Genomic DNA, 25,350 nt, shown 5'->3' with positions numbered 1-25,350 from the left:
ATGGGCCGAATGGAGGTCGGCCATGTCGCCTGTCGACAGCATCGATGCGCCAACGGACACCACCGAGCGGACGGAACGCGGCACCCGCGCCGAGGGGCATGTCGCGGCGGTGCGCGGCGCGGTGGTCGACGTCGCGTTCAGCGGGGTGCTGCCTGAGATCGAGGAGGCGCTCTCGGTCGAATGGGACCGCGGGGCGCCGCTGCTCCTCGAAGTCGCGGCCCATGTCGACACGCGCACCGTGCGATGCGTCGCGCTCGCCCCAACCGGTGGCCTCGCCCGCGGCGTTCCGGTGCGGGCGACGGGCGGGCCGATCAGCATCCCTGTCGGCGACGGCCTCCAGGGGCGCCTTCTCGACGTCACCGGCGCGGTGCGCGACGACGGGCCCCCGCTCCCCGAGATGCCGCGCGCGAAGATCCATCGCGCCGCGCCACCGCTCATCAAGCGCAACGCCGCCACCGCCATCTTCGAGACCGGGATCAAGGTGATCGACCTCCTCGCCCCGCTGCCGGAGGGCGGGAAGGCGGCGATGTTCGGCGGCGCGGGCGTCGGCAAGACGGTCGTCGTCATGGAGCTCATCCACTCCATGGTCGCGACCTATAACGGCATCTCGGTCTTCGCCGGGATCGGCGAGCGCTCGCGCGAAGGGCACGAGCTCCTGCACGAGATGAAGGATTCGGGCGTCCTCGACCGGACCGTCCTCGTCTTCGGGCAGATGAACGAGCCGCCGGGCGCGCGCTGGCGGGTGGGCCTCACCGCCCTCACCATCGCCGAGCATTTCCGGGACACCAAGCGCCAGAACGTCCTCCTCCTGATGGACAATGTGTTCCGCTTCGTCCAGGCAGGGAGCGAGGTCTCGGGCCTCCTCGGACGGCTTCCCTCGCGCGTCGGCTACCAGCCGACGCTCGCCACCGAGGTCGCGGCGCTGGAGGAGCGGATCGCCTCCGTCGACGGCGTCTCCATCACCGCGATCGAGGCGGTCTACGTGCCCGCCGACGACTTCACCGACCCCGCCGTGACCGCGATCTCGGCCCATCTCGATTCCATGATCATCCTGTCGCGCGGCATGGCGGCGGAGGGCATGTACCCGGCGGTGGACCCGCTCGCCTCCTCCTCCGTTCTCCTCGACCCCTCGGTGGTCGGGGCCGAGCATTTCGCGGTCGCCGACCGCGTGCGCTCCACCATCGCCCACTATCGCGAATTGCAGGACATCATCTCGCTGATCGGCATCGAGGAGCTGTCCGCCGCCGACCGCCTCGCCGTGAACCGCGCCCGCCGCCTCCAGCGCTTCCTGACCCAGCCTTTCGCCGTCACCGAGGCGTTCACCGGCATCAAGGGGTGCTCGGTCAGCCGGGCCGACACCGTCGCCGGCTGCAAGGCGATCCTCGACGGGGAATGCGACGACTGGGACGAGAGCGACCTCTACATGACCGGCAGCCTCGCGGACGCACGGGGGCGGCGCAAGACATGAAGCTCACCATCGCCACCCCCACCAAGATCGTCGCCGAGGCGGACGTGCGGTCCGTGCGCGCGGAGGACGAGACCGGCAGCTTCGGCATCCTCGACCGTCACGCCGATTTCGTGACGGCGCTCACCGACGGCGTGGTGAGCTGGGAGGCGGCTGACGGGACGACCCACCATTGCGCCGTGCGCCGCGGCGTCCTCGTGACGGACGGCAAGACCGTCCATATCGCGACGCGCGAGGCGGTCCTCGGCGACGATCTCGACAAGCTCGCCTCCGACGTCGTCGCCGCCTTCACCCACCGCGACGAGGTGGAGCGCGCCGCCCGCACCGAGGGGCTGAAGCTCGAGACGCGGGCGATCCGGCAGATCGTGCAGAGCCTGTCGTCCCGGCCGGGCGGGCACGCGGGGGGCGGGCGATGAGCGAACCCGACCCGATGGCCCGCGCCGCCCGCAAACGCGCCGAACGCGAGCGCCGCGCGCAGGAGGAAGGTCCGCCGCCGATCATGCGCCAGATCGGCCAGATCGGGATGCTCGGCTGGATGATCGTCGCACCCACGCTGATCGGCCTCTTCCTCGGCCGCTTCATCGACCGCGAGTTCGGGACCGGTGTCTTCTTCAGCGCGCCGCTGATGATGGTGGGCGTCGCGGCGGGCGGATGGACCGCCTGGCGCTGGATGCACCGCCAATGATGACGGCCGCGACGATGCTCGCCGCCTTCGCCGTGGGCGCCCTCGCGGGGGCGGCCCACTTCCTCCTCCTGCGCAAGTCCGTGGCGCTGCTTGCGGCCGGCCGCGTCGCCCTTCCCGCGGCGCTGATGCCGCTGCGCTTCGTCGTGCTCGGCGCGCTCCTCTACGCCGTCGCGCGCCATGGCGGGGCGGCACCCCTCCTTGCCGCGGGTGCCGGCATCCTCCTCGGCCGCCAGGCCGTCCTTCTGTGGACGCGCGGCGATGAGTGAGACCCCGCTCGTCGCGCACGTCCTCTTCTCCATCGGCCCGGTCCCGATCACGACGCCGGTCGTCGTCACCTGGGGGATCATGGCCGTCCTCGTCCTCGGCGCGATCCTCGCCACGCGGCGCCTCGCGCGCGTGCCGGGGCGGCTCCAGACGGTGCTGGAGCTGATCGTCGGCACCATCGACTGGCAGATCAGCGCCACCGTGCGCGCCGATCCCGCCCCCTATCGCGCCCTCGTCGGCACGCTGTTCCTGTTCATCCTGACGGCGAACTGGTCCTCGCTGATCCCCGGCGTCGAGCCGCCCACCGCCCATATCGAGACCGACGCGGCGCTCGGCCTCGTCGTCTTCGCCGCGACGCTCGGCTTCGGCATCCGCGAGCTCGGCGTGCGCGGCTATCTCGCGACCTTCGCGCAGCCCAATATCCTGATGCTGCCCCTCAACCTCGTCGAGATCTTCACGCGCACCTTCTCGCTGATCGTGCGCCTCTTCGGGAACGTGATGAGCGGGGTGTTCGTCGTCGGCATCGTCCTGTCGCTGACCGCCCTCCTCGTGCCCATCCCGCTGATGGCGCTCGACCTCCTCACGGGTGCGGTCCAGGCGTATATTTTCGCCATCCTCACCCTGGTCTTCATCGCGAGCGCCGTCGAGGAAGGGCGCCCGCACAAGGGGAGCCTCACCTCATGAACTGGATCGAAATCGCCAGCATCGCCGGGGCCGCCTTCGCGGTCTCCTTTGGCGCGATCGGGCCGGCGCTCGCGGAGGGCCGCTCGGTCGCCGCGGCGATGGACGCGATCGCGCGCCAGCCGGAGGCGGCGGGGACGATCTCGCGCACCCTCTTCGTCGGCCTCGCCATGATCGAGACGATGGCGATCTACTGCCTCGTGATCGCCCTCCTCCTCCTGTTCGCGAACCCGTTCGTCCAGTGACCATCGACTGGTGGACGCTGGCGATCCAGACCGTCAACGTCATCATCCTGGTGGCGCTGCTCGGGCGCTTCTTCTTCCGCCCCGTCGCCACGATGGTCGCCGACCGGCAGGCCGAGATCGCATCCGGCCTCGCCGCCGCGAAGACCGCGCGGGAGGCGGCCGAGACGACGCGCGCCGAGCGTGAGAAGGCGCTCGCGGGCGTCGCGGCCGAGCGCAGCCGCCTCCTCGCCGAGGCGACGCGCGAGGCGGACACGCAGAAGGCCGCCCTCGTCGCCGCCGCGAACGCCGAGACCGCAAAGCTCCGCGCCGAGGCCGAGGCCGGCATCGCCCGCGAGCGGGCCGCCGCCGAGCGCGCCGTCGCCGAGCACGCCGCGACCCTCGCGGTGTCGATGGCCGAGCGCCTCGTCGCGCGCCTGCCGGCCGAGCAGATAACCCCCGCCTTCCTCGCCGACCTCGTGAACGCCCTCGACGCGCTGCCGGCCGACCGGCGCGCCGTCGCCTCGGCCGAGCTCGTGAGCGCCGCGCCCCTCGCCGGCGCCGACGCGGCGGCAGCGCAGGCGGCGGTGGCGAAGTCCATCGGCGTCACCCCGACCCTGCGGACGGATCCCGCCCTCATCGCGGGCTTCGAGCTTCATGCGCCCGGCCTGATGGTGACGAATTCCTGGCGCGCCGACCTCGCGCAGCTTGCCGCCAAGGCGCACGGATGAGCGCGGAGAGCGAACTCGACGGTTGGCTCGAACGGGCGAAGGCCCGCGTCGAGGCGACGGACCTCGCGCCCGCGGCGGCGGAGGTCGGCCGCGTCGAATCCGCCGCGGACGGGATCGCCCTCGTCTCCGGCCTGCCGGGCGTGCGCCTCGACGAGCTCGTCCATTTCGCCGGGGGCGAGGTCGGCTTCGCGACGAGCCTCGACACCGACACGGTCGGCTGCGTCCTGCTCGACGATGCGGTCGGCGTGGTCGCCGGCGCCAGCGTCACCCGAACGGGCGAAGTGGTGCGCGTGCCGGTCGGGCCGGACCTTCTCGGCCGGGTCGTCGACCCGCTCGGCCGGCCGCTCGATGGGGGCGGCGAGATCGCGGCGCACGAATTCCTGCCGATCGAGCGCCCGGCCCCGACCATCGCCGAGCGCGACTTCGTCACCGAGCCGGTGGAGACCGGGCTCCTCATCGTCGACGCGATGTTCGCGCTCGGGCGCGGCCAGCGCGAGCTGATCGTCGGCGACCGCGCCATCGGCAAGACCGCGCTCGCGATCGACACGATCATCAACCAGCGCGGCAGCGACATGATCTCGGTCTATGTCGCCGTCGGGCAGAAATCCTCGACCATCGCGCGCGCCATCGAGGCGGTGCGCCGCCACGGCAAGCCCGAGCGGACGATCTTCGTCGTCGCCGAAGCCTCGTCGGCGCCGGGCCTCCAGTGGATCGCCCCCTTCGCCGGCTTCACGATGGCGGAATATTTCCGCGACCAGGGCGGCCACGCGCTCGTGGTGGTCGACGACCTCACCAAGCACGCGGCGACCCACCGCGAGATCGCGCTCCTCACCCGCCAGCCGCCGGGGCGCGAGGCCTATCCCGGCGACATCTTCTACGTCCACGCCCGCCTGCTGGAGCGCGCGGCGAAGCTGTCGGCGGAAAAGGGCGGCGGGTCGCTGACGGCCCTCCCCATCGCCGAGCTCGATGCCGGCAACCTCTCCGCCTACATCCCGACCAACCTCATCTCGATCACCGACGGGCAGATCGTGCTCGACGCGGCCCTCTTCCGGGCCGGGCAGAAGCCGGCCGTCGATGTCGGGCGGAGCGTGAGCCGCGTCGGCGGGAAGACGCAGGCGCCGGCCCTGCGCGAGGCGGCCCACGCGCTGCGCCTCGACTACGCCCAGTTCCTGGAGGTGGAGATGTTCACCCGCTTCGGCGCGGTGACCGACCCGCGCGTGAAGGAGCGGATCGAGCGCGGCCGCCGCATCCGCGCCGTCCTCGCGCAGGCCCAGTACGCACCGCTGCGCCTCGTCGACGAGGTCGCCCTCGTGCGCGCGGTCCAGCACGGGCTCCTCGACAAGGTGCCGCTCGACCGGATCGCCGCCTACCGCGCGGCCCTTCCCGCCTTCCTCGACGCCAACGCGCGCCCCGTCGTCGACGCAGTCTCGGCCGGCGGCAAGCTCGAGGCGGAGGTCGCCGCCAAGCTCGACGACGCCTTCACCCGTCTCGCCGCCCAGCTCGGCCCCGACCATGGCTGAGCGCCACGCCGAGATCCTCGCGCGGATCGCGAGCGTCGAGCAGCTCCAGGCGATCGTCACCGCGATGCGCGGGATCGCCGCCTCGCGCGTCCAGCGCGCCCGCTCGCTGCTGCCGGGGATCGACGCCTATGCCGGGGTGGTGGCGGAGGCGATCGCGGCCATCGCGATGCCGGACGGCGAGAGCGCCGCGACGACGGGGCTCACCGTCGCCTTCTGCGCCGAGCAGGGGTTCGCCGGGGCCTTCAGCGAGCGCGTTCTCGAGGCGGCCGGCACGGGTCCGGTCGCGATCGTCGGCACGCGCGGCGAGGCGGCCGCGCACGAGCACGGCATCACGCCGGTGCTGACGATGGCGATGGCGAACCATATCGACACGATCCCAGCGCTCGCGACCGCCCTCCTCGACGCGATCCTGCGGCAGATGCCCGAGGCGGGCCCCTGGCGGCTCGACCTCGTCTATGCCTGCGCGGTCGGCGACGGGATCGAGGTGGAGCGCCGCCGCGTCCTGCCGCTCGACCCGTCCCGCTTCCCCGCGACCCGCACGGCCCCGCCGCTGACGACGCTTCCGCCGGCCGCGCTCCTCGACCGCCTCGCCGAGGAATATTTCTTCGCCGAGCTCTGCGGCGCGGCGATGCACGCCTTCGCCGCCGAGAACGCCGCCCGCCTCTTCTCGATGGCCGCCGCCCGCGGCAACATCGAGCGCCGCCTCGACACTCTCTCAGCGGCCGAACGCAGCGCCCGCCAGTCCGAGATCACGGCCGAGATCACCGAACTCGTCGCGGGCGCGGAGGCGACGCGGGGCTAGCGCGTCGCGCGGCAGGCAGGCTCAGACCGCTTCGAGGAGGTCCACCTGCGCGACGCAGCGGCGGACCGCGCCGACGACGGCCGCGACCGTCGCGGATGCCTCGTGCGCCCGGTGGACGACGAAGAGGTACGCATTTTCGATCGGCGGGCGGCACTGCAGGGCGACGAGCGTGCCGGCCTGCAACTGCGCCTCGATCAGTTTCGTCGGCAGGATGGAGATGCCGATGCCCGCGGCGACGAGATGGGCGAGGACGCTCGGCACCGTGTTGCAGAAGGAGACGTGCAGCGGCTCCAGGCCCGCCGCCGCGAACCAGCTCATCGTCTGCCGGTGGTTCGGCGACGGCGACGGGTTCATCAGGATGGTGAGCTGGTGCACGTCGCGCGGCGTGATCACCCGCGGCAACGCGGTGCCGGGTGCCGCGGCCCAGGTCGATTGCTGCATCCCGAGCGGGTACATCTTCAGGCGCGGGTCTTCCGCCGGATTGACCACCACCGCGAGGTCCAGCCTGCGCTCGTGCAGGGCCTCGATCAGCTCCCGGCTGGGTCCGACGCTCAGCTCCGTCCGCAACGCCTTGTACTCTTCCGTGAGGAGCTGGAGGAGGCTCGGCAGCCCGGCCGTCGCGAAGGTCTCGGAGACGCCGAGCCGCACCGTGCCGCTGATCTCGTCGGGCGTCTCCGGGCCCTGGATCTTGCCGACCTCGTTGAGGATGATCTCGGCATGCTGGAACAGCGCGGCGCCGTCCGTGGTGAGCTGAAGCCGGCGGCCCTCGCGCTCGAACAACCGCGCCCCGACCGACCGCTCGAGATCGCGCAGGCGCAGCGACACCGTCGGCTGGGCGATGTTGAGCTGGCCCGCCGTCTCCCCGACCTTGCCGAGCCGCGCCACCCAGTAAAACGCCTCGAGCTGCGCCAGCGTGACCCGCATCGATCAGAAATCCAAATGATAATCAGCCCTATATCCAAATTGGCATAGGCCCATCAAATGATCTAGCCTCGGTCGTGGTTTTCGCCCAGGCCGGCCGTGGCCGGGTCCCGGCGAGCCACAAAAAACACGCCCGGCGTCATCGGCGACCGTGGCAACAAGGGTGGGAGGGTCCAATGCAGCGTCGATTTCCGTGCCTGATCGGTCTTTCGGTGGCCGCCGCGATGGCATTCGCCGGCTATGCCGCGGCGCAGGATTTGCCGAGCGTCAATCTCAAGGTTTCCGGCGGCAACCGCACGCAGAACATGTTCCGCTATATCCAGGAGCCGTTCTTCACCAAGGAGCTCGCGGAGGCATCCAACGGCGCGATCACGACGACGTTCGGGTCGCTCGACGATCTCGGCCTGCAGGGGCCGGAGGTGCTGCGCCTGCTGCGGCTCGGAATGTTCGACATTTCGGAGGGCACGCTCAGCTACATGGCGGGCGAGGACCCGCACTTCGACGCGCTCGACCTGCCGGGCCTCACCTCGGATATCGGGGAGCAGCGCAAGAGCGTCGACGCCTACCGGCCCACCCTCGAGAAGATCATGGCCGAGCGGTTCAACGTGAAGCTCCTGTCCATGTCGCCGATCGCGCTGCAGGTGGTCTACTGCTCCGGCGACGTTGACGGGCTGGCCGCGCTCTCGGGCAAGAAGGTGCGCGCGTACAACCGGGCCATGTCCGATCTCGTCGAGGCGGTGGGCGCGGCGAGCGTCAACATCCCGTTCGCCGAGGTCGTCCCGTCCATGGAGCGCGGCGTCGCCGACTGCGCCATCACGGCCACCTCCGCCGGCAACACCGCCCGCTGGTGGGAGGTGACCGACAATCTCGTCATGCTGCCGATGGGCTGGGCGATGACCTTCTTCGCCGCCAACCTCGACACCTGGAACCGGCTGGACGAGGCGACGCGGGCTTTCCTTGCCGAGGAGTTCAAAGGCATGGAAGACCGCCAGTGGGCGCAGGCTGCCGCCGACATCCAGGACGGCATCAACTGCAACACGGGGCAGGGCGAGTGCAAGGGCGGCATCAAGGCCGAGCCGGCCATGACGCTCGTCGAGCTCTCGGACGAGGAGAAGGCGAAGGTCGCCGCGCTGGTCACGGAGCGCGTCCTCGCCGGCTGGGCCGAGCGGTGCGGCGCCGAGTGCGCGGCCGGCTGGAACGAGAGCGTCGGGGCGATTCTCGGCGTGACGGCGCCGGTCGAGTAACACCGGCGGCGTCCCGGCAGGAGAGCGGTTGCCGTGCTGGACAAGGTCCTGTGGCGCGTGTCGCTCGCCATGGCGAGGATGGGGGGCGCGCTGTTCGTCGCGACCGCCCTCCTCGTCTCGGCCGAGGTGATCCTGCGCAAGACCGGCATCGTCACCTTCAGCGTCGGGACGGAGCTTTCCTCCTACGCCCTCGCGATCGCGGCAACGTGGTCCTTTCCGCTCGTGCTCATGGTGCGCGGACACGTGCGGATCGACATCGTGAGCGAGCAGCTTCCCGGCCGGCCGCGTGCGCTCCTCAACGTGCTCGCGGTCGCGAGTCTCGCTGCGGTGGGGCTGGTGCTGTCGTGGAGCGCGCTTCTCACGCTGCGCACCTCGCTGGAGCTGAACGCGGTGTCGAACACGACGCTCGCCGCGCCGCTGTGGATCCCGCAGGGGCTGTGGCTGACCGGCCTCCTCTGGTTCACCGTCGTCGCCATCGTGCGGACGGTCGTTCTCGTCGTCGCCTTCCTGCGCAACGACCTCGCGCTGATCGATCAGCTGGCAGCGCCGCCGAGCGCTGATGCCGAGGCGGATGCGGCGGCGCAGGAAGCGCGCAGCCGCCTCGCCCTCGACGAGGCGGGCCGATGATCCCCGTCGCCACCGGCCTCATCTTCCTTTTGCTCGCGATCGGCCTCCCGGTCGGGGCCGCGCTCCTCATCCTGGCGATGGGGCTCGACCAGATCTTCACCCCGATCCCGCTCTACAAGGCGCTCGGCGAATTGAGCTGGGTGTCCTCGTCCAACTCGCTCCTCGTCAGCGTGCCGCTGTTCATCCTGCTCGGCGAGATCCTCCTGCGCTCCGGCATCGCCGACCGGCTCTACAGCTCGATGAGCCAGTGGCTCTCGTGGCTGCCGGGCGGGCTGATGCACGCCAATATCGGCGCGAGCATGGGGTTCGCCGCGACCTCCGGTTCGAGCGTCGCGACGGCGGCCACCATCAGTGTCGTCGCCGCGCCGCTGGTCGATCGCTACAAGTACAATGAGCGGCTCTTCTTCGGCTCGGTGGCGGCAGGCGGCACGCTCGGGATTCTGATCCCGCCATCGATCAACCTCATCATCTATGGCTGGCTGACCGAAACGTCGGTCCCGCGGCTGTACCTCGCGGGCTTCCTGCCGGGCCTCGTCCTCGGCGGGCTGTTCTCCGGCATGATCCTCCTCATCTGCCTCGCACGGCCACGCATGGGCGGCACCCGCGTCAGTGCCACCTGGCGCGACCGCTTCGGCGCCCTCTCGGGGCTTCTGCCGCCGCTCGCGATCTTCCTCGTGGTGGTCGGCAGCATCTACGCGGGCGTCGCGACGCCCACCGAATCGGCCTCGCTCGGCGTCGTGATCGCGCTCGGCCTCGCGGCCGCCCATCGCAGGCTGACGCTGCCGATGATGATCGAGGTGCTCGACGGCACCATGCGCGCGACGGGGATGATCATGTTCATCGTGATCGCCGCCTGGTTCCTCAATTTCGTCCTGTCGGCGCTCGGCTTCGTCTCGGTGCTCGACAACACCGTCTCCGGCATGGGGCTCAGCCCGCTGGGGCTCCTCCTCGCGCTGATCGTCTTCTACGTCGTCCTCGGCTGCTTCATGGACCCGCTGGCGATGATGATCGTCACCGTGCCCGTCACCGCGCCGATGGTCGTGAGCGCCGGGTTCGATCCGGTCTGGTTCGGCATCCTCATCGTCCTCCTGTGCGAGACCGCGCTGGTGACGCCGCCGATCGGGATGAACCTCTTCGTCGTGCAGGGCGTGCGCCGGCGCGGCACGATCGCGGACGTGATGATCGGTGTGCTGCCGTTCGTGCTGTGCCTGTTCGTTGCGATCGCGCTCATCATCGCGTTTCCCGGCATCGCCCTGTTCCTGCCCACGCTGGTCGGGTCGTAGCGCTTCGGCGCGACACGGCACCCGACGAAATTTGGAGAAGAATCCAGTGAAAGAGCCTCGCGTTATTCGGCTTCGGGATCGCGCGATCACCATTAATGAGGAGATGCGCCGCAAGATCCTCGACGAGATGCCCGAGATCGAATGGATCGAGGACGAGACGCTCCGGCACAACGTCACCGACGCTTGGGCCGCGGCCGTCGCCTCGGCCGGCTTCGGCGCGATCGGGGACATGCGCCCATCCGGCAATTATGACAGCCTGCCCCTGCGCACCGGCACGCAGGCCGACCATATCCGCTCGGTCGCGCGCCTGTCGCTCAAGATCGCGGAGGAGATGGCCGGGCTGTTCCCCCATTTCCGCTACGACCGCGACCTGATGATCGCCGGCGCGCTGTGCCACGATATCGGCAAGGTGTGGGAGTTCGATCCCGAGAATGTCGCCCGCTGGAAGGCCGACCCGCGCCGCGTCGGCCTGCCGTCGATGCGCCACCCCGGCTACGGGATTCACATCTGCCTGTCGGCCGGCCTTCCGGAAGCCGTCGCGCACATGGCGGCCGCGCACTCCGGGGAGGGCGAACTCCTCCTGCGCAGCCTCGAGAACACGATCCTGCGGTGGGCCGACCACACCTTCTGGCTGGTCGCCGAGGCGGGGGATCTCCTGGACAGCGACAGCCAATGGCAGCCACCCGCGAAGGTCAGCACCCCGATTTAGCGGCCATCCGCTGAATAAAGCATGATGATCTAGCAGGAACGTGTCAGTATCGACCGAGTCACCAAAACAAAAACAACGATCAATGGGGAGAGACGTCACAATGGTTGGAATTTCAAAGAGGCTCGCCGTCGTGGCATTCACTGTCGCCGCGGTGGCGGTGTCAGCCTATTCCGCGCAGGCGCAGACGACGATCCGCTTCGCGACGTCGGTGCCCGAGGCCGAGACGGCCGAGGTGCGCGGCATGAAGGCGATGGCCGACTATATCGAGTTCAAGAGCGACGGCCAGCTTCAGGTCGACCTCCTGTTCGGTACGCTCGGCGCCGGCGAGCGCGAGCTGACCGAGATGGCCCAGCAGGGCGCGGTGGAAATGGCGCTCGCCGCCGACGGGGCCGTGTCGGGCTTCTACGACAAGCTCCAGGTCTTCGCGATCCCGTACCTCTTCAAGTCCTCGCCCGTCGCCTGGGAGTTCGTGCGCCTGCCGATCGCCAAGGAGATGCAGCAGGAGATGCTGGACCGGACCGGGCTGCGCACCGTGGTGTGGGCCGAGAACGGCTTCCGCAACCTCACCAACTCGAAGCATCCCGTGAAGGGCCCGCAGGACATGCAGGGCCTGAAGATGCGGGTGATGGAGAGCCCGGTCTACATGCGCTTCATGGAGTCGCTGGGCGCTGCGGCGACGCCGATCAGCTTCTCCGAACTCGTCATGTCGCTCCAGCAGCGCGTTGTCGACGGGCAGGAAAACGCCTCGGTGAACGTGTTCGAGAACGGCATGGCCGACGTGCAGAACTACTTCTCGACGACCGAGCACATCTATTCGATGACGGTCATCACCATCAACGACGCATTCTATCAGAGCCTGACGCCGGCCCAGCAGCAGATCATCATGGAAGCCGGCCAGCTCTATGCCTCGGTCGCGAACGCCATCAAGGTTTCGGCCGACCGGGCTTATGTCGAACGGATCCGCGACGAGAAGGGGCTCGAAGTCCACATCACGACGCCCGAGGAAAAAGAGGCCTTCCGCGAGGTCTCGCAGGGCGCGGTGGTGGAGTACGTGAACGAGCAGCTCGGCAAGGAGTTCGTCGACCGCATCCTCGCCGCGGTGAAGGACGCCGAGACCGCGGTTTACGGCCAATAGCAGTCCGACTGACCCTGCGTCCGGTGGGGGCGGTCTCCCCGCCGGACGGCTTCACCCGAAAAAGGGGGCCGGCTTGCGCGCGCGCATTCTGAAATTCGCGGACGCGATGACGCGAGTCACCGAGTCCATCGGGGCGGCCCTGATGGCCTTCATCCTCGTCGCCAACTTCCTCCAGGTGTTCTTCCGCTACGCCGTCGGGGACCCGCTCGGCTGGACCGAGGAGGTGATGCGCTATTCCGTGGCGTGGATGACCTTCCTCGTCGCCGGGGCTGCGCTCTTTCGCGGCGAGCAGATGTCGATCGATCTTCTCTCCGGTGTCCTGCCGCCGCGCCTGCGGCGGGTGCAGAACATCGTGATCCTGTCGCTCATCTGCGCCTTCTGCCTGATCCTCGTGATCTATGGCTGGCCGCAGGCGCTGCGCAACATGAGCCAGTATTCGCCGGTCGCGCGGATCCCGATGATCGTCCCCTATCTCAGCGTCGTCGTCGGCGGCCTCCTGATGCTGGTCAAGGCGATCTGCCTCATCATCGCCGAGCCCGAGCGGCTCAATTCCAAGGTGGGCGGCGTCGAATGATCATCCTCTTCATCGCCTTCGCCATCCTCCTCGGGATCGGCGTGCCGATCGCCTTTGCGCTGGGGCTCGCGGGCGCCGTCGGCATCATCGAGCGCGGCTTCACGCTCGTCTCCGTCCCCTCACGCATGTTCACCGGGATCGACAGCTTCATCCTGCTGTCGGCCCCGTTCTACATCCTGGCGGGGGAGGTCATGAACCGGGGCGGGGTGACGGATCGGCTGATCCGCTTCGCCCAGCTTCTGACCCACGGCCTGCGCGGCGGCACGGCCTACGCGAACACGGTCGCCTCCATCGTGTTCGCCGGCATCTCGGGCACCGCGATCGCCGACACGGCGGCGCTCGGCCAGATCTTCATCAAGGGCATGCCCAAGGAGGGCTACACCAAGGAGTTCGCCGCCGCCGTCACCGCCGCCGGCTCGATGATCGGCCCGATCATTCCCCCGTCGGTCATCATGATCATCTACGCGGCCGCATCCCGCGTGTCGGTCATCGACCTCTTCCTCAGCGGCGTCGTTCCGGGCCTCCTGCTCGCTGCGTCCGTCGCCCTGGTGATCTTCATCAAGGGGCGCAATGGCGGTCTTCCGGTGTCGCGGACCGACGTCACGCGGCGCGAGGTGCCGCGCATGGCGATCGACACGCTCCTCGTCGTGTCGCTGCCGCTCTTCATCGTCGTCGGCACGCTGTCCGGCACGTTCACCGCCACCGAGGCCGGCGGCGTCGCCGCGGTCTACGCCATCCTCCTCGGCTTCGTGGTCTTCCGCCACCTCGACCTCAACGGGCTATGGGCGGCACTCGTCGTCAGCGCGCGGACGACCTCCAGCCTGTTCCTCATCATCGCCGCGGCGACGGTCGTCTCCTACGTTCTCGCGCTCTCCGGCATCAATCAGTTCGTCGGCGGCCTCGTCGACATCTTCGGCGGCAACACGATCCTCTTCATGCTCGCCGTGATGGGGGCGCTGCTCCTCGTCGGCTGCTTCCTCGAGCCGGGGGCGGCGATCGTCCTCTTCGTGCCGCTGCTCTTCCCTGTGGCGCGCTCGATGGGCATCGACCCGCTGCAATTCTCGATGGTCGTCATCCTGACGCTCACGATGGGACTGATCACGCCGCCCGTCGGCGTCTGCCTCTTCGTCGCGTGCCGGATCGGCGACATCCCGACCATGCGGCTCGTGAAGGCGCTCATGCCGTTCTTCATCGCCGAACTGTGCGTCATCCTCCTGATCATCCTCGTCCCGGGCCTCTCCTCCTGGCTTCCGGGCCTCTTCCACTGAGGCGGCCAATGCCACGCATCGCAGAGATCAACGCCATTCCGCTCGTGGTATCGGTCGGGGCCGACCGCGCGTTCGGCAACGCGCGCGGCCGGTTCGACAAGCGCGGCAGCATCGTCATCGAGGTCGTCTGCGATGACGGCACGCGGGGCTGGGGGGAGGCCTGGGGCGCGGCCCCCGCCGCGACGCTCGGCTATTTCGAGACAATCAAGCCGCTCTATATCGGCCGCGACGTGTTCGACCGGAACGGCGCCTGGCATCGCATCCTGCAGCAGATGTACAGCGTGCGCGTCCAGAACCAGCTCACCGCGGTGGTCAGCGGCATCAACATCGCCCTCTACGACATTGCCGGCAAAGTGCTCGGCCTGCCGGTCTACAAGCTGCTCGGCGCGGCGGATTGCGATTCCGTGCCGTGCTACGCTTCGGGCGGCTATTTCGCGAACGACCCGAAGAACCAGCTCGAGCACCAGCTTGCGCGGGTGGCCGGCGAAGGGTTCACGGCGCACAAGATCAAGATCGGCGCCGGCGTTCGAGACGACGCGGCGCGGACGAGGCTCGCGCGCGAGATCATCGGCAGCGACCCGCTGCTGCTCGTCGACGTGAACGGCGCCTACAATGAGGAGACTGCCTACGCCTCGATGCGGCGTATCGAGGAGTACGACATTCACTGGATGGAAGAGCCGGTGATGTCGGAGGATTTCGCCGGTCTGGAGCGCCTCGGCCGGCGTCGCACCATCCCCATCGCCTCCGGCGAATCCCACATGACCTGCCACGAGTTCAAGCGGCTCCTCGAAACCGACGCCGTCGACATCCTGATGCCGGACCTGACGCTCTGCGGCGGTCTCGACGAGGCGCAGGGCGCGACGCTCCTCACCCGCCTCCACGGCGCACGCGTCTCGCCGCACGTATGGGGCACGGCCATCGGTCTCGCCGCGGCCATCCACTATGTGGCGGCCATCCCGTCCGACCCGTTCGCGCTCCAGTCGCCATACCCGTCACTGGTCGAGTACGACTATTCCGAGAACCCGCTGCGCGACGACCTCGCCGTCGACCCGATCCTGCCGGCCGCGGGCCTGCTCCCCGTCCCGACCGGCCCCGGCCTCGGCATCGAACTGGACGAGAGCGTTCTGCGGAAATACGCGGTGGCGTGAACGCTGGGGGCGACGCGGCCTGTCGCCGAAGCCGAGGGCGGCGGCTGCGTCACCGATCCGCCGTGGGTGCGACTTGGCGGCATGGCTTGATCTGGCGCCACGACAGCACTCGATGGGCGGCGGGCGGCAGCTTCGCCGAACACACAAGCACTTCGATCCACCTCGCCGGCGCAACGCTCCAGTCGCCGTGCTCGACCACCGAGATTGGACTGCTCAAGACTGACCCTCGTCTGTTATGAATTCTTGTCGGGCCGTTGCGACCGGTCGACGTCTACGTTCTGGGACAGACGATGGTGCGTGGCGGGCCGGAGAAGGTTGAGCGACGATTGGCGGCGATCCTCGCGGCCGATGTCGCCGGCTATTCCCGGCTGATGGGCCAGGACGAAGTCGGCACCCTGCGCCGCCTGACCGCATGTCGGGCCGTGCTCGATGGGCTGATCGACGACCATGGTGGCCGGATCGCCAACACCGCCGGGGACAGCGTGCTGGCGGAATTCGCGAGCGCCGTCGAAGCCATGCAATGCGCGGTCGAAGCACAGGCGCGCATGGCCGACCTTGCGCAGAGCGAAGGGGGCGACCCGATGCGGATCCGCATCGGGATCCACGTCGGCGACGTGATCGTGCGGGGCGAGGACCTGCTCGGCGACGGCGTCAATGTCGCGGCGCGGCTCGAAGGGATCGCGGAGCCGGGCGGCATCTGCATCTCCGGCGTCGTGTACGACCAGATTCGCCAGGCGATCCCGGTGCCGGTCCGCAGACGCCGGCGCACGAAGCTCAAGAACATCGATCGCGACGTCGCCGTCTATGACGTTTCGCTCCCGCCCTCGGGCCGACCGGCCGATGAAGCCGCGGCCACGTTCAGAGCGGTCAACGGGCCGAAGCGGCGCAGAACGCGGCTGCTCCTCCCCCTCGCCGTCGCATTCCTCGTGCTCGCGGGCGCTGGCGTCTGGCTCGGCCTCGGCGAACGACGCCTCATCGTCTTCGGTCCGCAAGACCGGGTGGATCAATCTTCGGCCAAGCCGTCCCTCGCCGTGCTGCCGTTCGCGAACTTCAGCGACGAGACGGCTCAGGACTATTTCGCCGACGGGATCACGGATGACCTGATCAATGATCTGTCGAAGGTTGCCGGCCTCTTCGTCGTCGCCCGCAACTCCACGTTCACCTACAAGAATGTCGCCGTCGATGTGCGCGAGGTCGCGGAGAATCTGGGCGTCCGGTACGTCGTTGAAGGGAGCGTCCGGCGGTCGGAGGGCCGCGTCCGCATCAATATCCGGCTCATCGATGCCTTGAGCGGCGGTCAGCTCTGGGCGGATCGCTATGAAGGGTCAACGCGCGACCTCTTCGGCCTGCAGGATGACATCGCTGGCAAGATCACCTCCGAGCTGGCGGTCCAGCTCAGTCTCGAGGAGCACGGTCAGATCGCCACGAGGCAGACAGAAGATCCCGCCGCGTACGATGAGTTCCTGCAGGGGTGGAGCCGCTACCTTCAACAAAATCCAGCAGCCGCGCGTGAGGCGATCGGCCATTTCGAGCGCGCGATCGCGCTGGATCCCGACTACTCGCGCGCGTACGCGGCGCTCGCGGCGACATATTGGCAGATCGCGCGAAGGCAGTGGCAGGAAGAACGGTTCGGCCTGAGGTCGGTCCATGATGCGCGACTGAAGGCCGAAGACTATCTGCGGAAGGCACAGCTTTCGCCGACGTCACTGTCGCATCAGGTGGCCGCGGCGATCCTGTCCCAGCAGGGCAGGCACGACGCGGCGGTCGAGCAGGCCGAAGCCGCGATCAGCATGGATCCCAACGATGCGGACGCCTATGTGGCGCTCGCGAGCGCCTTGAACCTGCGCGGGCAGGCGGAGAAGGCACGGGACTTGGTGCTCCACGCGATGCGGCTCAATCCAATCTCCCCGGAGACGTACTATTACGAACTGGGGTTGGCCCAATTCGGGCTCGAAGAGTTCGAGGCCGCGGCCGAGAGCTTCGAGCGGGCGTTGGCGACGAGCGCGGATGACCGCTGGTCCTCCCGTGCGCTGCTCGCGACATACGGGCAACTGGGGCGGACTGCGGACGCCGAACGGATCTTCGCGCTCGCCAGCGCCAACCGCCAGGGCCTCGACCCGCTGACGATCCGGGGGACGGCATTCTGGTACCCCTTCGAGCATGCCGCCGATTGGGAGCGGATGGCGACCGGCCTCCGGTTGGCTAACGTACCGGACTAGACCCTTCGAACAGGATGGCCTGGCCGGGCACGACGTCCAGCATCTCGATATCGGTATCGCCCAGCGCGTCCTTCATTTCCGCCGGCGTGCGGTTGAGGACCGGGAACGTCCCGTAATGGATCGGAATGACGGCCTTCGGCTTGATGAGTTCCCGGACCGCGTAGGCCGCCTCCGTCGGGCCCATCGTGAAAAAGCCTCCGATGCACACGAGCGCGAGGTCCGGTGCGTAGAGCTCGCGGATGAGCGCCATGTCTCCGAACACCGCGGTGTCGCCCGTGTGGTAGATCGTGAAGCCGTTCTCCATCTCGATGACGAAGCCGACCGGGACGCCGGCCCCGCCGCCCTGCCGGACGGAGGCGTTCGCGTCGGGGCTTCTGATGCCGAGAATGTTGTAGTCCAGCGACGAGCTGTGGTCGGCGTGGACCATGTGAATCTTGACGCCGCGGCCCAGCGGCTCGACCGCGCCGCCCTTGTTCATGCTGATGACGCTGTTCTCGTCGACCAGCCCGAGAGCCACGAGATTTCGCGCGAATTCGTAGTTCGCGAGAATCTTCGCCCCGGTCAATCGGCTGAGCTCCAGGAGGTCCGACACATGATCCTGGTGGCCGTGGGTCACGAGGATGAGATCCACGTCGCCGACCGCGTTCAGATCGCGATACTCGGGCGGCGTGACAGGATTTCTCGTCAGGAACGGGTCGATGAGGATGACCTTGCCGGAAACGCTGGTCAGCCGCGTTGTCGAATGGCCGAGCCAGAGCACTTCAACCGGTTGTGCGGCGGCACGAAGCGGTGCGATCACGAGCAGCAAGGTCAGAACAAGCCACCGAATGATCATCGTGACCTCGGATGTTTCGCCGCTCTATTCGCGAAGAATTGCTTAGCCGCTTAAAGACGTAACAGATCTACCATTCAGGTCGACACCGGTCCAGCGGACCGCAAGAAGCCGTCGGCAGTCCGTCCCTCTTTCGGTCCTGGCGACGCCGTCAGGACGTCACCTTGCCCCCTCCACCCGCGTCAGCGCCGCCACGAGCCGGTCCAGCTGCGCCGGTGGGTAGCGGACCGTCCGCGCGAACCCTTCCACGGTGAACGCCGGCTCCGCGTCGAGGAGGTGGCGCATCGCCGCCGCGGCGGCGTCGGCCTCGCCGAGGTTGATGTGCGCCGCGGCGAGGTAGGCATAGGGCACGCTGAAGGCGGGGTTGGCCTGGATCGTCAGCCGCGCATAGGCCGCCGCCTCCTCGAAGCGGCCGGCGAAGAGGCCGGCCACCGCCAGCGCGCAGAAGGGATGGTAGCTGAGCGGATCGTCGAGCGGGCTGAGGCGCAGCGCCTTGCGCGCATGGGCGACGGCCCGCTCGTCGCGCCCGCTGTGCGCCGCCGCGAGGGCGCTGAAGCCGTAGACGAGCGCCGAGTTGGCGTTGATCGCGAGCGCCCGGTCGAACACCACCAGCGCCGCGTCCTGGTCTCCGGTGAGATTGCCGCGAACGAAGGCGCCGATGCTCATCGCCTGCGGATCGCCGGCGTTGACCCCCAGCACCACCTCGGCATGCGCCAGCGCCGCGGCGCGGTCCGCCGGGTCGAGCCCGCCACGAAAATAGCGCTGCTCATGCAGCCAGGCGGCGTAGCCGTGCGCCGGCAGCAGTCCGGGATCGAGTTCGAGCGCCGCCCGCAGCAGCCGCAACGCCTCCTCGGTCCCGCCGACCTTGTTGGTCAGGACCTGCGGCACCGCCCGCAGGTAGAGGTCGTAGGCGTCGAGCCGGCTGTGTGCCTTGCGCTCCGCTCGTGCGATCTCCGCCCGGCGGAGCGACGGCTCGAGCACCCCGACGATCTGCTCGGTGAGCTCGTCCTCCAGCTCGAACACGTCCTCGGCCGTTCCCTCGAACCGGCCGGCCCAGACCTCGGCTGCGGTCGCGCCGTCGATCAGATGGGCGTTGATGCGCAGCCGCGCGCCCGCCCGCCGCACGCTGCCGTCGAGCAGGTAGCGCACCCCGAGTTCCGCCGCGATGCGCCGCACGTCGACCGCCTGGTCGCGATAGGCGAAGGACGAGTTGCGGGCGATGACGAAGAGCCCCGGCAGCCGCGAAAGCCCGGTGATCACCTCCTCGGCGAGCCCGTCGACGAAGTGGCTTTCCACCTCGCCACCGGTCGCGAACGGCAGCACAGCGATGGAGGAACCGTCCGGCGCCGTCGCGCGATCCTCCGGCAGGTTCAGCCGGTAGCCGCGCCGGGAAACGGTCTGGAGGAGGGTGCGGTCGTCGTCGCCGAGCGCGCGGCGGATGGCGTGGATGCATTGCACCAGGCTGTCGTCGGTGACCGCCACCCCGAACCACACCGCCTGGTGAAGCTCGGCCTTGCTCACCAGCCGGTTGGCGTTGGCGACGAGATAGCGCAGCGTGGCGAAGGACTGTGGCCGCAGCAGCGCCGTGCTGCCATCGGGCCGGCGAAGCGTATCGCCCTCGAGATCCACCTCGATGCCGTTGATGACGACATTGCCCGGCAGCGACGTGTCCATACCGGAGCGACTCGATTGAACCGATCCCCGCCCTAGAGACTAGCACAACCGGGGCGCGACCGCCGAAATTTCGTGGAACGATCGGAAAATGTTCGCCACTCGCGGCCGGGCGCGGCGCCATCCTCCATCCGCCATGATTGCACGAGGTGCGAAGATGATCCGCCGATATCTCTCCGTTGCCACCGTCGCCGCGACGCTCGCCGCCGGGGGGGCCGCGCTCGCCGACGAGGCCCAGCGCCTCCAGGGCCTCTTCTGCAACACCGAGGCCCAGATCGACCGGGTGCGCGCCGACATCGCCGCGGGCGTGCCGCCGCATCACGCCGCCGACCTCGCGAACCGCGACGTCGTCGTCTGCACCTATGTGGACCGCATCGAGTATCTGATCGCCCGCCCCGTCGCCCTCGGCGACGCCGCGCTGCCGCTCGTCAAATATCGCGGCGCGCTGGTGGGGGTGCTGGTCGGCGACGCCGTGAGGCCCGTTATCCCGGAGGCGGAGCTGTATTTCCTCACGCCGCGACAGGTCGTCGGCGCTGCGGTCGAGCGGCAGATCTGAACGCGCGGCCGCAGAGAGTGGCTGTCGTTGTTGTCAGGGTGCGGACCGGGGCAGCGAAAGTCGTGTACCGTCTTCCAGTTTCAGGGCATGGTTCGCGCTGAAATTGGCAGAAATCATCATGCCTCGCACGCAGCTATACTCGAAAATGCGTCCGCTTCATTTGGTTGCCGTGTCGTTGTTTTTATCAGCCGGGATGCCGGCGGCGGCGCAGGTTACGGCCGAGGTGGCGAGCATCGAGGCCAGGGCCGGCCTGGTTTCGGACAGGGTCCGTGCCGCCATCCCGAAGCTCGAGACATATATCGAGACCCTGATCGCGACGGACGCCGTGCCGGGTCTGGCCGTCGCGATCGTGAGTGGCGATGAGGTCTACCTGAAGGGCTTCGGCATCCGGAAGGCCGGGGCGCCGGAACGCGTCGATGCCGACACGGTGTTTCAGATCGCTTCGCTGTCGAAGCCGGTCTCGTCGACAATCGTCGCCGCGCTGATGTCGGACGGCGCCTTCGGCTGGGACACGCGCATCTCGCAGATCGATCCTTCGTTCCAGCTTTTCGAGGCCTATTCGACCGCAAACGTCACGGTGGCGGATCTGCTGTCGCATCGCAGCGGCCTGCCCGAGGCGGTCGGCGACGAGCTTCTGACGTACGGCTTCGACCGTGAGACGATCCTTCATCGGCTTCGCCTCGTCGAGCCGGCCTCCTCGTTCCGCGGCCGGTATGAATATAGCAATTCCGGCTTCACGGCCGGCGCCGTCGCGGCCGCGCATGCCGTGGGGCTCGAGTGGGAAGATGCGGCCGAGACCATGCTCTTCGGCCCGCTCGGAATGAATTCGAGCAGCATGCGCTATGGCGATTTCCTGGCGAAGGAGAACCACGCCGAGCTGCACGTTCGCCACGACGGACGCTGGCAGGCGCGCGTGAAGCGCAACAACGATGCGCAGGCGCCGGCCGGTGGCGTCAGCACCAATGTGCGCGACCTTGCCCGGTGGATGAATTTCGTCCTCTCCAACGGCGTCTACGACGGTCGGCGGATCGCGGCGGAGGACGCCCTCGCGGCGAGCCATATTCCGCTCTCGTTCGCGGGGACGCATCCGATCGACGGGACGCCGGTCTTCTACGGAATAGGGTGGGGGCTCACCCACGGCGCCGACGGCTGGGTCTGGACCCATGCCGGTGCGTTTACCGCAGGAGCGCGCTCCGTCGTGACGTTCTATCCGGACAGGCAGTTCGCGGTCGCCGTCCTGTCGAATGCCCATCCGACCGGCGCGCCGGAGGCGGTGACCGACAAGCTTGTCGACCTCGTCCTCTCCTCGGGGGATGGACCGGACACGATCGAACCGTGGAACGCGATCTATGCGTCCATGGTGCCTGGATATTCTTCGACAAAATCCGACAGCGCGTCGCCGCCATCGCCATCGCCGGTCCTGGCGCCGGAGGCCTATGTCGGCCGCTACCGGAACCCCTATCTGGGGACCGCCGTCGTCACCGCGTCCGATGACGGAACCCTGACCCTCGCGCTCGGTCCGGATGGCAATCTCAAGCGGCCGCTGCGCCATGTCGGTCGCGACCGGTTCACCTTCGCCCTCCTCGATGAAGTGCCCGAGACGCCCTTCGGCATCGGCTTCAATATCGGCGCTGAGGGCGTGGCCACGACGATGTCCATCGACGATTTTACCGACAGCGGCTTCGGAACGCTCGAACGGATGGACGACCTGCCCTGACCGGGGGCCGTGGGATCACGACGCGACATCGCCGGCCGGGTCATCCGGGATGGGCGGTGACGGTCGCAACAGGCGGCGTCGGGCGAGCCAACGGTCGACGAGGGCGAGGGCGACGCCGATCACGAGGATCGCGAGGAGCGCGCGCAGCACGCCGGCGAGAAAGAGCGGGTCGAGCGTCGGGAAGGGGAACTGCATGAGGTCGTCCCCGCGCGCGATCATCCAGTGCCAGGCGGTGTGCACCACGAGCGCGGAGATGATCGTCACGCCGAGGCGCTCCGAGACGAGCGTCGCGAACACCACGCGCAGGAGGGGCACGAGGATCAGGAGCACCAGGATCTGCCCCGCCTCCACCCCCAGATTGAACATCGCCAGCGAGGTGACGAGGTGGTCGCCCGCGAACTGGAACTGCTCGCGCAGCAGGAACGAGAAGCCGAAGCCGTGGATCAGGCCGAAGCAGAACGTCACGATCCAGCGCCGCCGCAATTCGCCTTCGCCGGCGCCGCGCTGGAACGCGACGACGATGTTCTCGAGCCCCATCCAGACGATGGTGGCGGCGATCAGCGTCTCGATCAGGGGCGGAAACCAGAGCGCCTGCGGCACGAAGCCGAAGGCCGCCGCCGTCAGCGAGACGGAGTGGGCGAGGGTGAAGGAGGTGACGAGGATGAGGAGCGGCCTCAGCCTCAGGAACGGCACCACCAGGCAGAGCAGGAAGAGGAGATGGTCGGCCCCGCCGAGAATGTGGTGAAAGCCGTCCACGAAGAAGCGCCACGCCGCCTGCGCCCAGCTCGGGTCGAGGTGGATGAGGCCGGGATTGCCGACGAACTCGAAGGCGCGCACGCCGCCGCCCGGCGGCAGGAAGCGCAACAGCGTCTCCACCCGCAGCGCGAACTGTTCGACCCCCAGCGCGATGGTAAACCGCGATGTCTCCGACGTGATCGGATAGGCGAGGAGGACGTCCAGCATCTGCTGGTTCCAGTAGAGATCGAGATCATCCGCCAGCGGCGGGTCGGAGAGGTGGGCGAGCGCGGTGTCGAACGAGGTGAAGTCGCGGTTCGACGGCAACGAGACGCGCGGACGGACGACCTCGGGCTTGGGCAGGAGGCGGCCGTCCTCGTAGACGTCGATATTGTCGGTCAGCCAGAGCTTGACGGCGTTCCGCAAGGGCTGCTCGGCCTCTGAGATCGTCAGATAGCCGCGCCCATGCTTGGGGAAGTCGACCTCCAGGAGCGCGCGCATCGGCACGCGCAGGAGAAGCTGGAGCTGGTCTCCGGCGGGACGCACGAAGCCGTTGATGCGGATGTCGGCCGGGACATCATGGGCTTGCGCGCGCCCGCTTGCGGCGAGCGCGGCGCAGACGAGGATCAGCCACAAGAGGAGGGTCCTGAGGACCAGCGAGCCATGCCGCCGGGGGCGGGGGATCGGAAGCGCTGACCCATGCAATCCGTCGGTCGCAGCGGCGCGCCGGGCGCCGATCGCCACCATCATCGCCATGCCTCCCCGTGAAGTCCGCCATTTTTCCGGCTGATTTTCAGCGTAAACAATACTCAGTATATGTTAGTGCATACGATTGTGCATGACAAACAATGCTGGGCTGGTAAATTGCCCGTAAGTTGATGGGCGCCTTTCGAAGGACTCGGCGCCAAAAGAATAAGAACAAAATCAACCGAATACAGGGAGAGATTGCCATGTATTTCAGTTCGCTACACCGATATGTTTATTGCGCGGGCGTTGTTGCCCTCGGGGCTGGGCTGTGGTTCGGCCAGGCCGCTCTGCAAAATCAGGCCGAGGCGCAAGGCGCCACCGTCGAGGGACCCGTCTTCGAGGTCGATCCGTTCTGGCCCAAGCCCTTGCCGAACAACTGGCTTTTGGGGATGTCGATCGGCGTCTGGGTCGATGACGAGGATCATATCTGGATGATCCATCGCGGCTCCTCGACGCTGGACGACAACGAAAAGAGCGCGGAGCTCGAGCCGAAGGTCACGCAGGGTTGCTGCGTCGGCGCGCCGCCGGTCCTCGTGTTCGACCAGGAGGGCAATCTCATCAATTCGTGGGGCGGCCCGGGCGAGGGCTATGACTGGCCCGCCTCCAACCACGGCATTCACGTGGACTACAAGGGTAACGTCTGGATCGGCGGAAATGGCGGCACCGACGCGATGGTCCTGAAGTTCACCAAGGACGGCAAGTTCTTGATGCAGGTCGGTGGCTCGGGCACCACCGGCGGCAGCAACGACGAAGAGAATTTCGGCCGCGTCGCCAAGATCTGGGTCGATCCGGAGACGAACGAGGCCTATCTCGCCGACGGTTACGGCAACAAGCGCATCGCCGTGATCGATGCGGACACCGGCAAGATGAAGCGTTTCTGGGGCGCCTACGGCAACACGCCCGACGACGCCGATCTCGGCCCCTACGACCCCAACGCCGAACCGGCGCAGCAATTCCGCAATCCGGTCCACTGCGTCGAGCGGGCGGTCGACGGGCTCGTCTATGTCTGCGACCGCGCCAACGACCGCGTCCAGATCTTCCAGCCGGACGGCACGTTCGTGAAGGAGGCCTTCTACGCGAAGGAGACGCTGGGCGCAGGCTCCACCTGGGATCTCGCCTTCTCGCCCGATCCGGAGCAGCGCTTCATCTACATGAGCGACGGCATGAACCGCGTCGTGCGTATCATCGACCGCAAGACGCTGGAAGAGATCAGCACGTTTGGCGGCGGCGGGCGTCAGCCGGGGCAGTTCTACGGGGTGCACAGCATCGCGGTGGACTCCGACGGCAACATCTACACGACCGAGACCTGGGAAGGGAAACGCATCCAGAAGTTCTTGAACAAGGGGATCGGCAAGATCGCGCGCGAACAGGGTGTGGCCTGGCCGCGATCCTAAGAGGCCCGCGCCGTCACGGATGACGCCCGTCGTCTCGACGGCAACACGCGGCAGCCGCCAGCGCGCGTTCCAATGAGGCCGGTCGGCGCACCAGTGCCGGCCGGCCTTCGAGACGCCTGCAGCGGCAGCGGCTCATCTGCCATGGCCGCCCCCCCCCCCCCCCCCCCCCCCCCCCCCCCCCCCCCCCCCCCCCCCCCCCCC

The 25,350-nt window shown here is 68.4% G+C and carries 25 protein-coding genes; 21 read left to right on the top strand and 4 right to left on the bottom strand.

Annotated features, from left to right (window positions below; genetic code table 11):
* Positions 1–22 precede the first annotated feature (22 nt).
* The 9 genes from atpD to DBV35_RS28025 are packed head-to-tail and all read left to right on the top strand — an operon-like array spanning position 23 to position 6,369.
* Complete coding sequence (gene atpD, locus DBV35_RS28065; protein WP_108663739.1) at positions 23–1,468, top strand: F0F1 ATP synthase subunit beta; 1,446 nt, start codon at positions 23–25, stop codon at positions 1,466–1,468.
* Positions 1,465–1,881 (top strand): F0F1 ATP synthase subunit epsilon, encoded by a 417-nt coding sequence (locus tag DBV35_RS28060; protein ID WP_108663738.1) that lies wholly within the window; start codon positions 1,465–1,467, stop codon positions 1,879–1,881. Before atpD ends, DBV35_RS28060 begins: the two co-directional genes overlap by 4 nt.
* Positions 1,878–2,150 (top strand): AtpZ/AtpI family protein, encoded by a 273-nt coding sequence (locus DBV35_RS28055; RefSeq protein ID WP_108663737.1) that lies wholly within the window; start codon positions 1,878–1,880, stop codon positions 2,148–2,150. Before DBV35_RS28060 ends, DBV35_RS28055 begins: the two co-directional genes overlap by 4 nt.
* On the top strand, positions 2,147–2,416 hold the full coding sequence (locus tag DBV35_RS28050) for an N-ATPase subunit AtpR (protein ID WP_157962037.1): 270 nt from the start codon (positions 2,147–2,149) through the stop codon (positions 2,414–2,416). Before DBV35_RS28055 ends, DBV35_RS28050 begins: the two co-directional genes overlap by 4 nt.
* The gene (locus tag DBV35_RS28045) at positions 2,409–3,098 is read left to right on the top strand and encodes a F0F1 ATP synthase subunit A (RefSeq protein ID WP_108663735.1); all 690 of its coding nucleotides are present in this window, start codon (positions 2,409–2,411) and stop codon (positions 3,096–3,098) included. The genes DBV35_RS28050 and DBV35_RS28045 overlap by 8 nt, the downstream gene beginning before the upstream one ends.
* Positions 3,095–3,340 carry a F0F1 ATP synthase subunit C gene (locus DBV35_RS28040; protein WP_108663734.1) on the top strand — a complete coding sequence of 82 codons (246 nt, stop codon included), beginning with the start codon at positions 3,095–3,097 and terminating at the stop codon, positions 3,338–3,340. Before DBV35_RS28045 ends, DBV35_RS28040 begins: the two co-directional genes overlap by 4 nt.
* Entirely contained in the window at positions 3,337–4,047 is a 711-nt protein-coding gene (gene atpF, locus DBV35_RS28035; RefSeq protein ID WP_157962036.1) for a F0F1 ATP synthase subunit B, read from the top strand. The genes DBV35_RS28040 and atpF overlap by 4 nt, the downstream gene beginning before the upstream one ends.
* Complete coding sequence (locus DBV35_RS28030) at positions 4,044–5,567, top strand: F0F1 ATP synthase subunit alpha (protein WP_108663733.1); 1,524 nt, start codon at positions 4,044–4,046, stop codon at positions 5,565–5,567. The genes atpF and DBV35_RS28030 overlap by 4 nt, the downstream gene beginning before the upstream one ends.
* A complete protein-coding gene (locus DBV35_RS28025; protein ID WP_108663732.1) occupies positions 5,560–6,369 on the top strand; it encodes a F0F1 ATP synthase subunit gamma in 810 nt (269 codons plus the stop codon). The genes DBV35_RS28030 and DBV35_RS28025 overlap by 8 nt, the downstream gene beginning before the upstream one ends.
* A gap of 21 nt (positions 6,370–6,390) precedes the next feature.
* Here DBV35_RS28025 and DBV35_RS28020 read toward each other — a convergent pair whose 3' ends face one another.
* Entirely contained in the window at positions 6,391–7,293 is a 903-nt protein-coding gene (locus tag DBV35_RS28020; RefSeq protein ID WP_108663731.1) for a LysR family transcriptional regulator, read from the bottom strand.
* Between the two features lie 173 nt (positions 7,294–7,466).
* On the opposite strand from DBV35_RS28020, the gene DBV35_RS28015 reads away from it, so the two are divergent.
* The 9 genes from DBV35_RS28015 (at position 7,467) to DBV35_RS27975 (ending at position 17,497) form a co-directional block, all read left to right on the top strand.
* Positions 7,467–8,534, top strand: coding sequence for a TRAP transporter substrate-binding protein (locus tag DBV35_RS28015; RefSeq protein ID WP_108663730.1), 1,068 nt, complete (start codon positions 7,467–7,469; stop codon positions 8,532–8,534).
* Between the two features lie 33 nt (positions 8,535–8,567).
* Positions 8,568–9,161 (top strand): TRAP transporter small permease subunit, encoded by a 594-nt coding sequence (locus tag DBV35_RS28010; RefSeq protein WP_108663729.1) that lies wholly within the window; start codon positions 8,568–8,570, stop codon positions 9,159–9,161.
* Positions 9,158–10,444: a TRAP transporter large permease gene (locus DBV35_RS28005; protein WP_108663728.1), complete on the top strand. Its 1,287-nt coding sequence runs from the start codon at positions 9,158–9,160 to the stop codon at positions 10,442–10,444. Before DBV35_RS28010 ends, DBV35_RS28005 begins: the two co-directional genes overlap by 4 nt.
* A 103-nt stretch (positions 10,445–10,547) precedes the next feature.
* Positions 10,548–11,153 (top strand): HD domain-containing protein, encoded by a 606-nt coding sequence (locus tag DBV35_RS28000; RefSeq protein WP_108663727.1) that lies wholly within the window; start codon positions 10,548–10,550, stop codon positions 11,151–11,153.
* 130 nt (positions 11,154–11,283) lie between these two features.
* The gene (locus DBV35_RS27995) at positions 11,284–12,288 is read left to right on the top strand and encodes a TRAP transporter substrate-binding protein (protein WP_157962035.1); all 1,005 of its coding nucleotides are present in this window, start codon (positions 11,284–11,286) and stop codon (positions 12,286–12,288) included.
* A 106-nt stretch (positions 12,289–12,394) separates the two neighbouring features.
* Positions 12,395–12,862, top strand: a complete 468-nt coding sequence (locus DBV35_RS27990; RefSeq protein ID WP_170135067.1) for a TRAP transporter small permease — start codon at positions 12,395–12,397, stop codon at positions 12,860–12,862.
* Positions 12,859–14,130 carry a TRAP transporter large permease gene (locus tag DBV35_RS27985; RefSeq protein ID WP_108663724.1) on the top strand — a complete coding sequence of 424 codons (1,272 nt, stop codon included), beginning with the start codon at positions 12,859–12,861 and terminating at the stop codon, positions 14,128–14,130. Before DBV35_RS27990 ends, DBV35_RS27985 begins: the two co-directional genes overlap by 4 nt.
* An 8-nt stretch (positions 14,131–14,138) precedes the next feature.
* Positions 14,139–15,278, top strand: coding sequence for a mandelate racemase/muconate lactonizing enzyme family protein (locus tag DBV35_RS27980; RefSeq protein ID WP_108663723.1), 1,140 nt, complete (start codon positions 14,139–14,141; stop codon positions 15,276–15,278).
* Between the two features lie 326 nt (positions 15,279–15,604).
* Complete coding sequence (locus DBV35_RS27975; RefSeq protein WP_170135066.1) at positions 15,605–17,497, top strand: adenylate/guanylate cyclase domain-containing protein; 1,893 nt, start codon at positions 15,605–15,607, stop codon at positions 17,495–17,497.
* Here DBV35_RS27975 and DBV35_RS27970 read toward each other — a convergent pair.
* Both DBV35_RS27970 and DBV35_RS27965 read right to left on the bottom strand, forming a co-directional pair.
* Positions 17,481–18,332, bottom strand: a complete 852-nt coding sequence (locus DBV35_RS27970) for a metal-dependent hydrolase (protein ID WP_108663721.1) — start codon at positions 18,330–18,332, stop codon at positions 17,481–17,483. The genes DBV35_RS27975 and DBV35_RS27970 overlap by 17 nt on opposite strands.
* 156 nt (positions 18,333–18,488) lie before the next feature.
* Positions 18,489–20,003: a winged helix-turn-helix domain-containing protein gene (locus DBV35_RS27965; RefSeq protein ID WP_108663720.1), complete on the bottom strand. Its 1,515-nt coding sequence runs from the start codon at positions 20,001–20,003 to the stop codon at positions 18,489–18,491.
* Positions 20,004–20,157: 154 nt separating this feature from the next.
* Between DBV35_RS27965 and DBV35_RS27960 the strand changes: the two genes are divergently transcribed.
* Together DBV35_RS27960 and DBV35_RS27955 are read left to right on the top strand one after the other, a co-directional pair.
* Positions 20,158–20,556 (top strand): hypothetical protein, encoded by a 399-nt coding sequence (locus DBV35_RS27960; RefSeq protein WP_108663719.1) that lies wholly within the window; start codon positions 20,158–20,160, stop codon positions 20,554–20,556.
* Between the two features lie 118 nt (positions 20,557–20,674).
* A complete protein-coding gene (locus tag DBV35_RS27955; protein ID WP_108663718.1) occupies positions 20,675–22,273 on the top strand; it encodes a serine hydrolase in 1,599 nt (532 codons plus the stop codon).
* Between the two features lie 15 nt (positions 22,274–22,288).
* Here DBV35_RS27955 and DBV35_RS27950 read toward each other — a convergent pair whose 3' ends face one another.
* Positions 22,289–23,758 carry a HupE/UreJ family protein gene (locus tag DBV35_RS27950; protein ID WP_170135065.1) on the bottom strand — a complete coding sequence of 490 codons (1,470 nt, stop codon included), beginning with the start codon at positions 23,756–23,758 and terminating at the stop codon, positions 22,289–22,291.
* A gap of 128 nt (positions 23,759–23,886) precedes the next feature.
* Here DBV35_RS27950 and DBV35_RS27945 point away from each other — a divergent pair, with 128 nt between their 5' ends.
* Positions 23,887–25,149 (top strand): NHL repeat-containing protein, encoded by a 1,263-nt coding sequence (locus DBV35_RS27945; protein WP_205648919.1) that lies wholly within the window; start codon positions 23,887–23,889, stop codon positions 25,147–25,149.
* Positions 25,150–25,350: the final 201 nt, after the last annotated feature.

The organism is Acuticoccus kandeliae, assembly GCF_003073115.1.
The sequence above is the reverse complement of the archived record's forward strand: the minus strand, read 5'-3'. Positions and strand labels throughout refer to the sequence as shown.

Coding starts and splice junctions, on each gene's coding strand:
- DBV35_RS28020 (WP_108663731.1), bottom strand. CDS start 7,293: ATGCGGGTCACGCTGGCGCAGCTCGAGGCGTTTTACTGGGTGGCGCGG.
- DBV35_RS28055 (WP_108663737.1), top strand. CDS start 1,878: ATGAGCGAACCCGACCCGATGGCCCGCGCCGCCCGCAAACGCGCCGAA.
- DBV35_RS28045 (WP_108663735.1), top strand. CDS start 2,409: ATGAGTGAGACCCCGCTCGTCGCGCACGTCCTCTTCTCCATCGGCCCG.
- DBV35_RS27960 (WP_108663719.1), top strand. CDS start 20,158: ATGATCCGCCGATATCTCTCCGTTGCCACCGTCGCCGCGACGCTCGCC.
- DBV35_RS28025 (WP_108663732.1), top strand. CDS start 5,560: ATGGCTGAGCGCCACGCCGAGATCCTCGCGCGGATCGCGAGCGTCGAG.
- DBV35_RS27950 (WP_170135065.1), bottom strand. CDS start 23,758: ATGATGGTGGCGATCGGCGCCCGGCGCGCCGCTGCGACCGACGGATTG.
- atpD (WP_108663739.1), top strand. CDS start 23: ATGTCGCCTGTCGACAGCATCGATGCGCCAACGGACACCACCGAGCGG.
- DBV35_RS27985 (WP_108663724.1), top strand. CDS start 12,859: ATGATCATCCTCTTCATCGCCTTCGCCATCCTCCTCGGGATCGGCGTG.
- DBV35_RS28000 (WP_108663727.1), top strand. CDS start 10,548: ATGCGCCGCAAGATCCTCGACGAGATGCCCGAGATCGAATGGATCGAG.
- DBV35_RS28030 (WP_108663733.1), top strand. CDS start 4,044: ATGAGCGCGGAGAGCGAACTCGACGGTTGGCTCGAACGGGCGAAGGCC.
- DBV35_RS27965 (WP_108663720.1), bottom strand. CDS start 20,003: ATGGACACGTCGCTGCCGGGCAATGTCGTCATCAACGGCATCGAGGTG.
- DBV35_RS28040 (WP_108663734.1), top strand. CDS start 3,095: ATGAACTGGATCGAAATCGCCAGCATCGCCGGGGCCGCCTTCGCGGTC.
- DBV35_RS27955 (WP_108663718.1), top strand. CDS start 20,675: ATGCCTCGCACGCAGCTATACTCGAAAATGCGTCCGCTTCATTTGGTT.
- DBV35_RS28015 (WP_108663730.1), top strand. CDS start 7,467: ATGCAGCGTCGATTTCCGTGCCTGATCGGTCTTTCGGTGGCCGCCGCG.
- DBV35_RS27970 (WP_108663721.1), bottom strand. CDS start 18,332: ATGATCATTCGGTGGCTTGTTCTGACCTTGCTGCTCGTGATCGCACCG.
- DBV35_RS27990 (WP_170135067.1), top strand. CDS start 12,395: ATGACGCGAGTCACCGAGTCCATCGGGGCGGCCCTGATGGCCTTCATC.
- DBV35_RS28050 (WP_157962037.1), top strand. CDS start 2,147: ATGATGACGGCCGCGACGATGCTCGCCGCCTTCGCCGTGGGCGCCCTC.
- DBV35_RS28005 (WP_108663728.1), top strand. CDS start 9,158: ATGATCCCCGTCGCCACCGGCCTCATCTTCCTTTTGCTCGCGATCGGC.
- DBV35_RS27980 (WP_108663723.1), top strand. CDS start 14,139: ATGCCACGCATCGCAGAGATCAACGCCATTCCGCTCGTGGTATCGGTC.
- DBV35_RS27945 (WP_205648919.1), top strand. CDS start 23,887: ATGGGCGCCTTTCGAAGGACTCGGCGCCAAAAGAATAAGAACAAAATC.
- DBV35_RS28060 (WP_108663738.1), top strand. CDS start 1,465: ATGAAGCTCACCATCGCCACCCCCACCAAGATCGTCGCCGAGGCGGAC.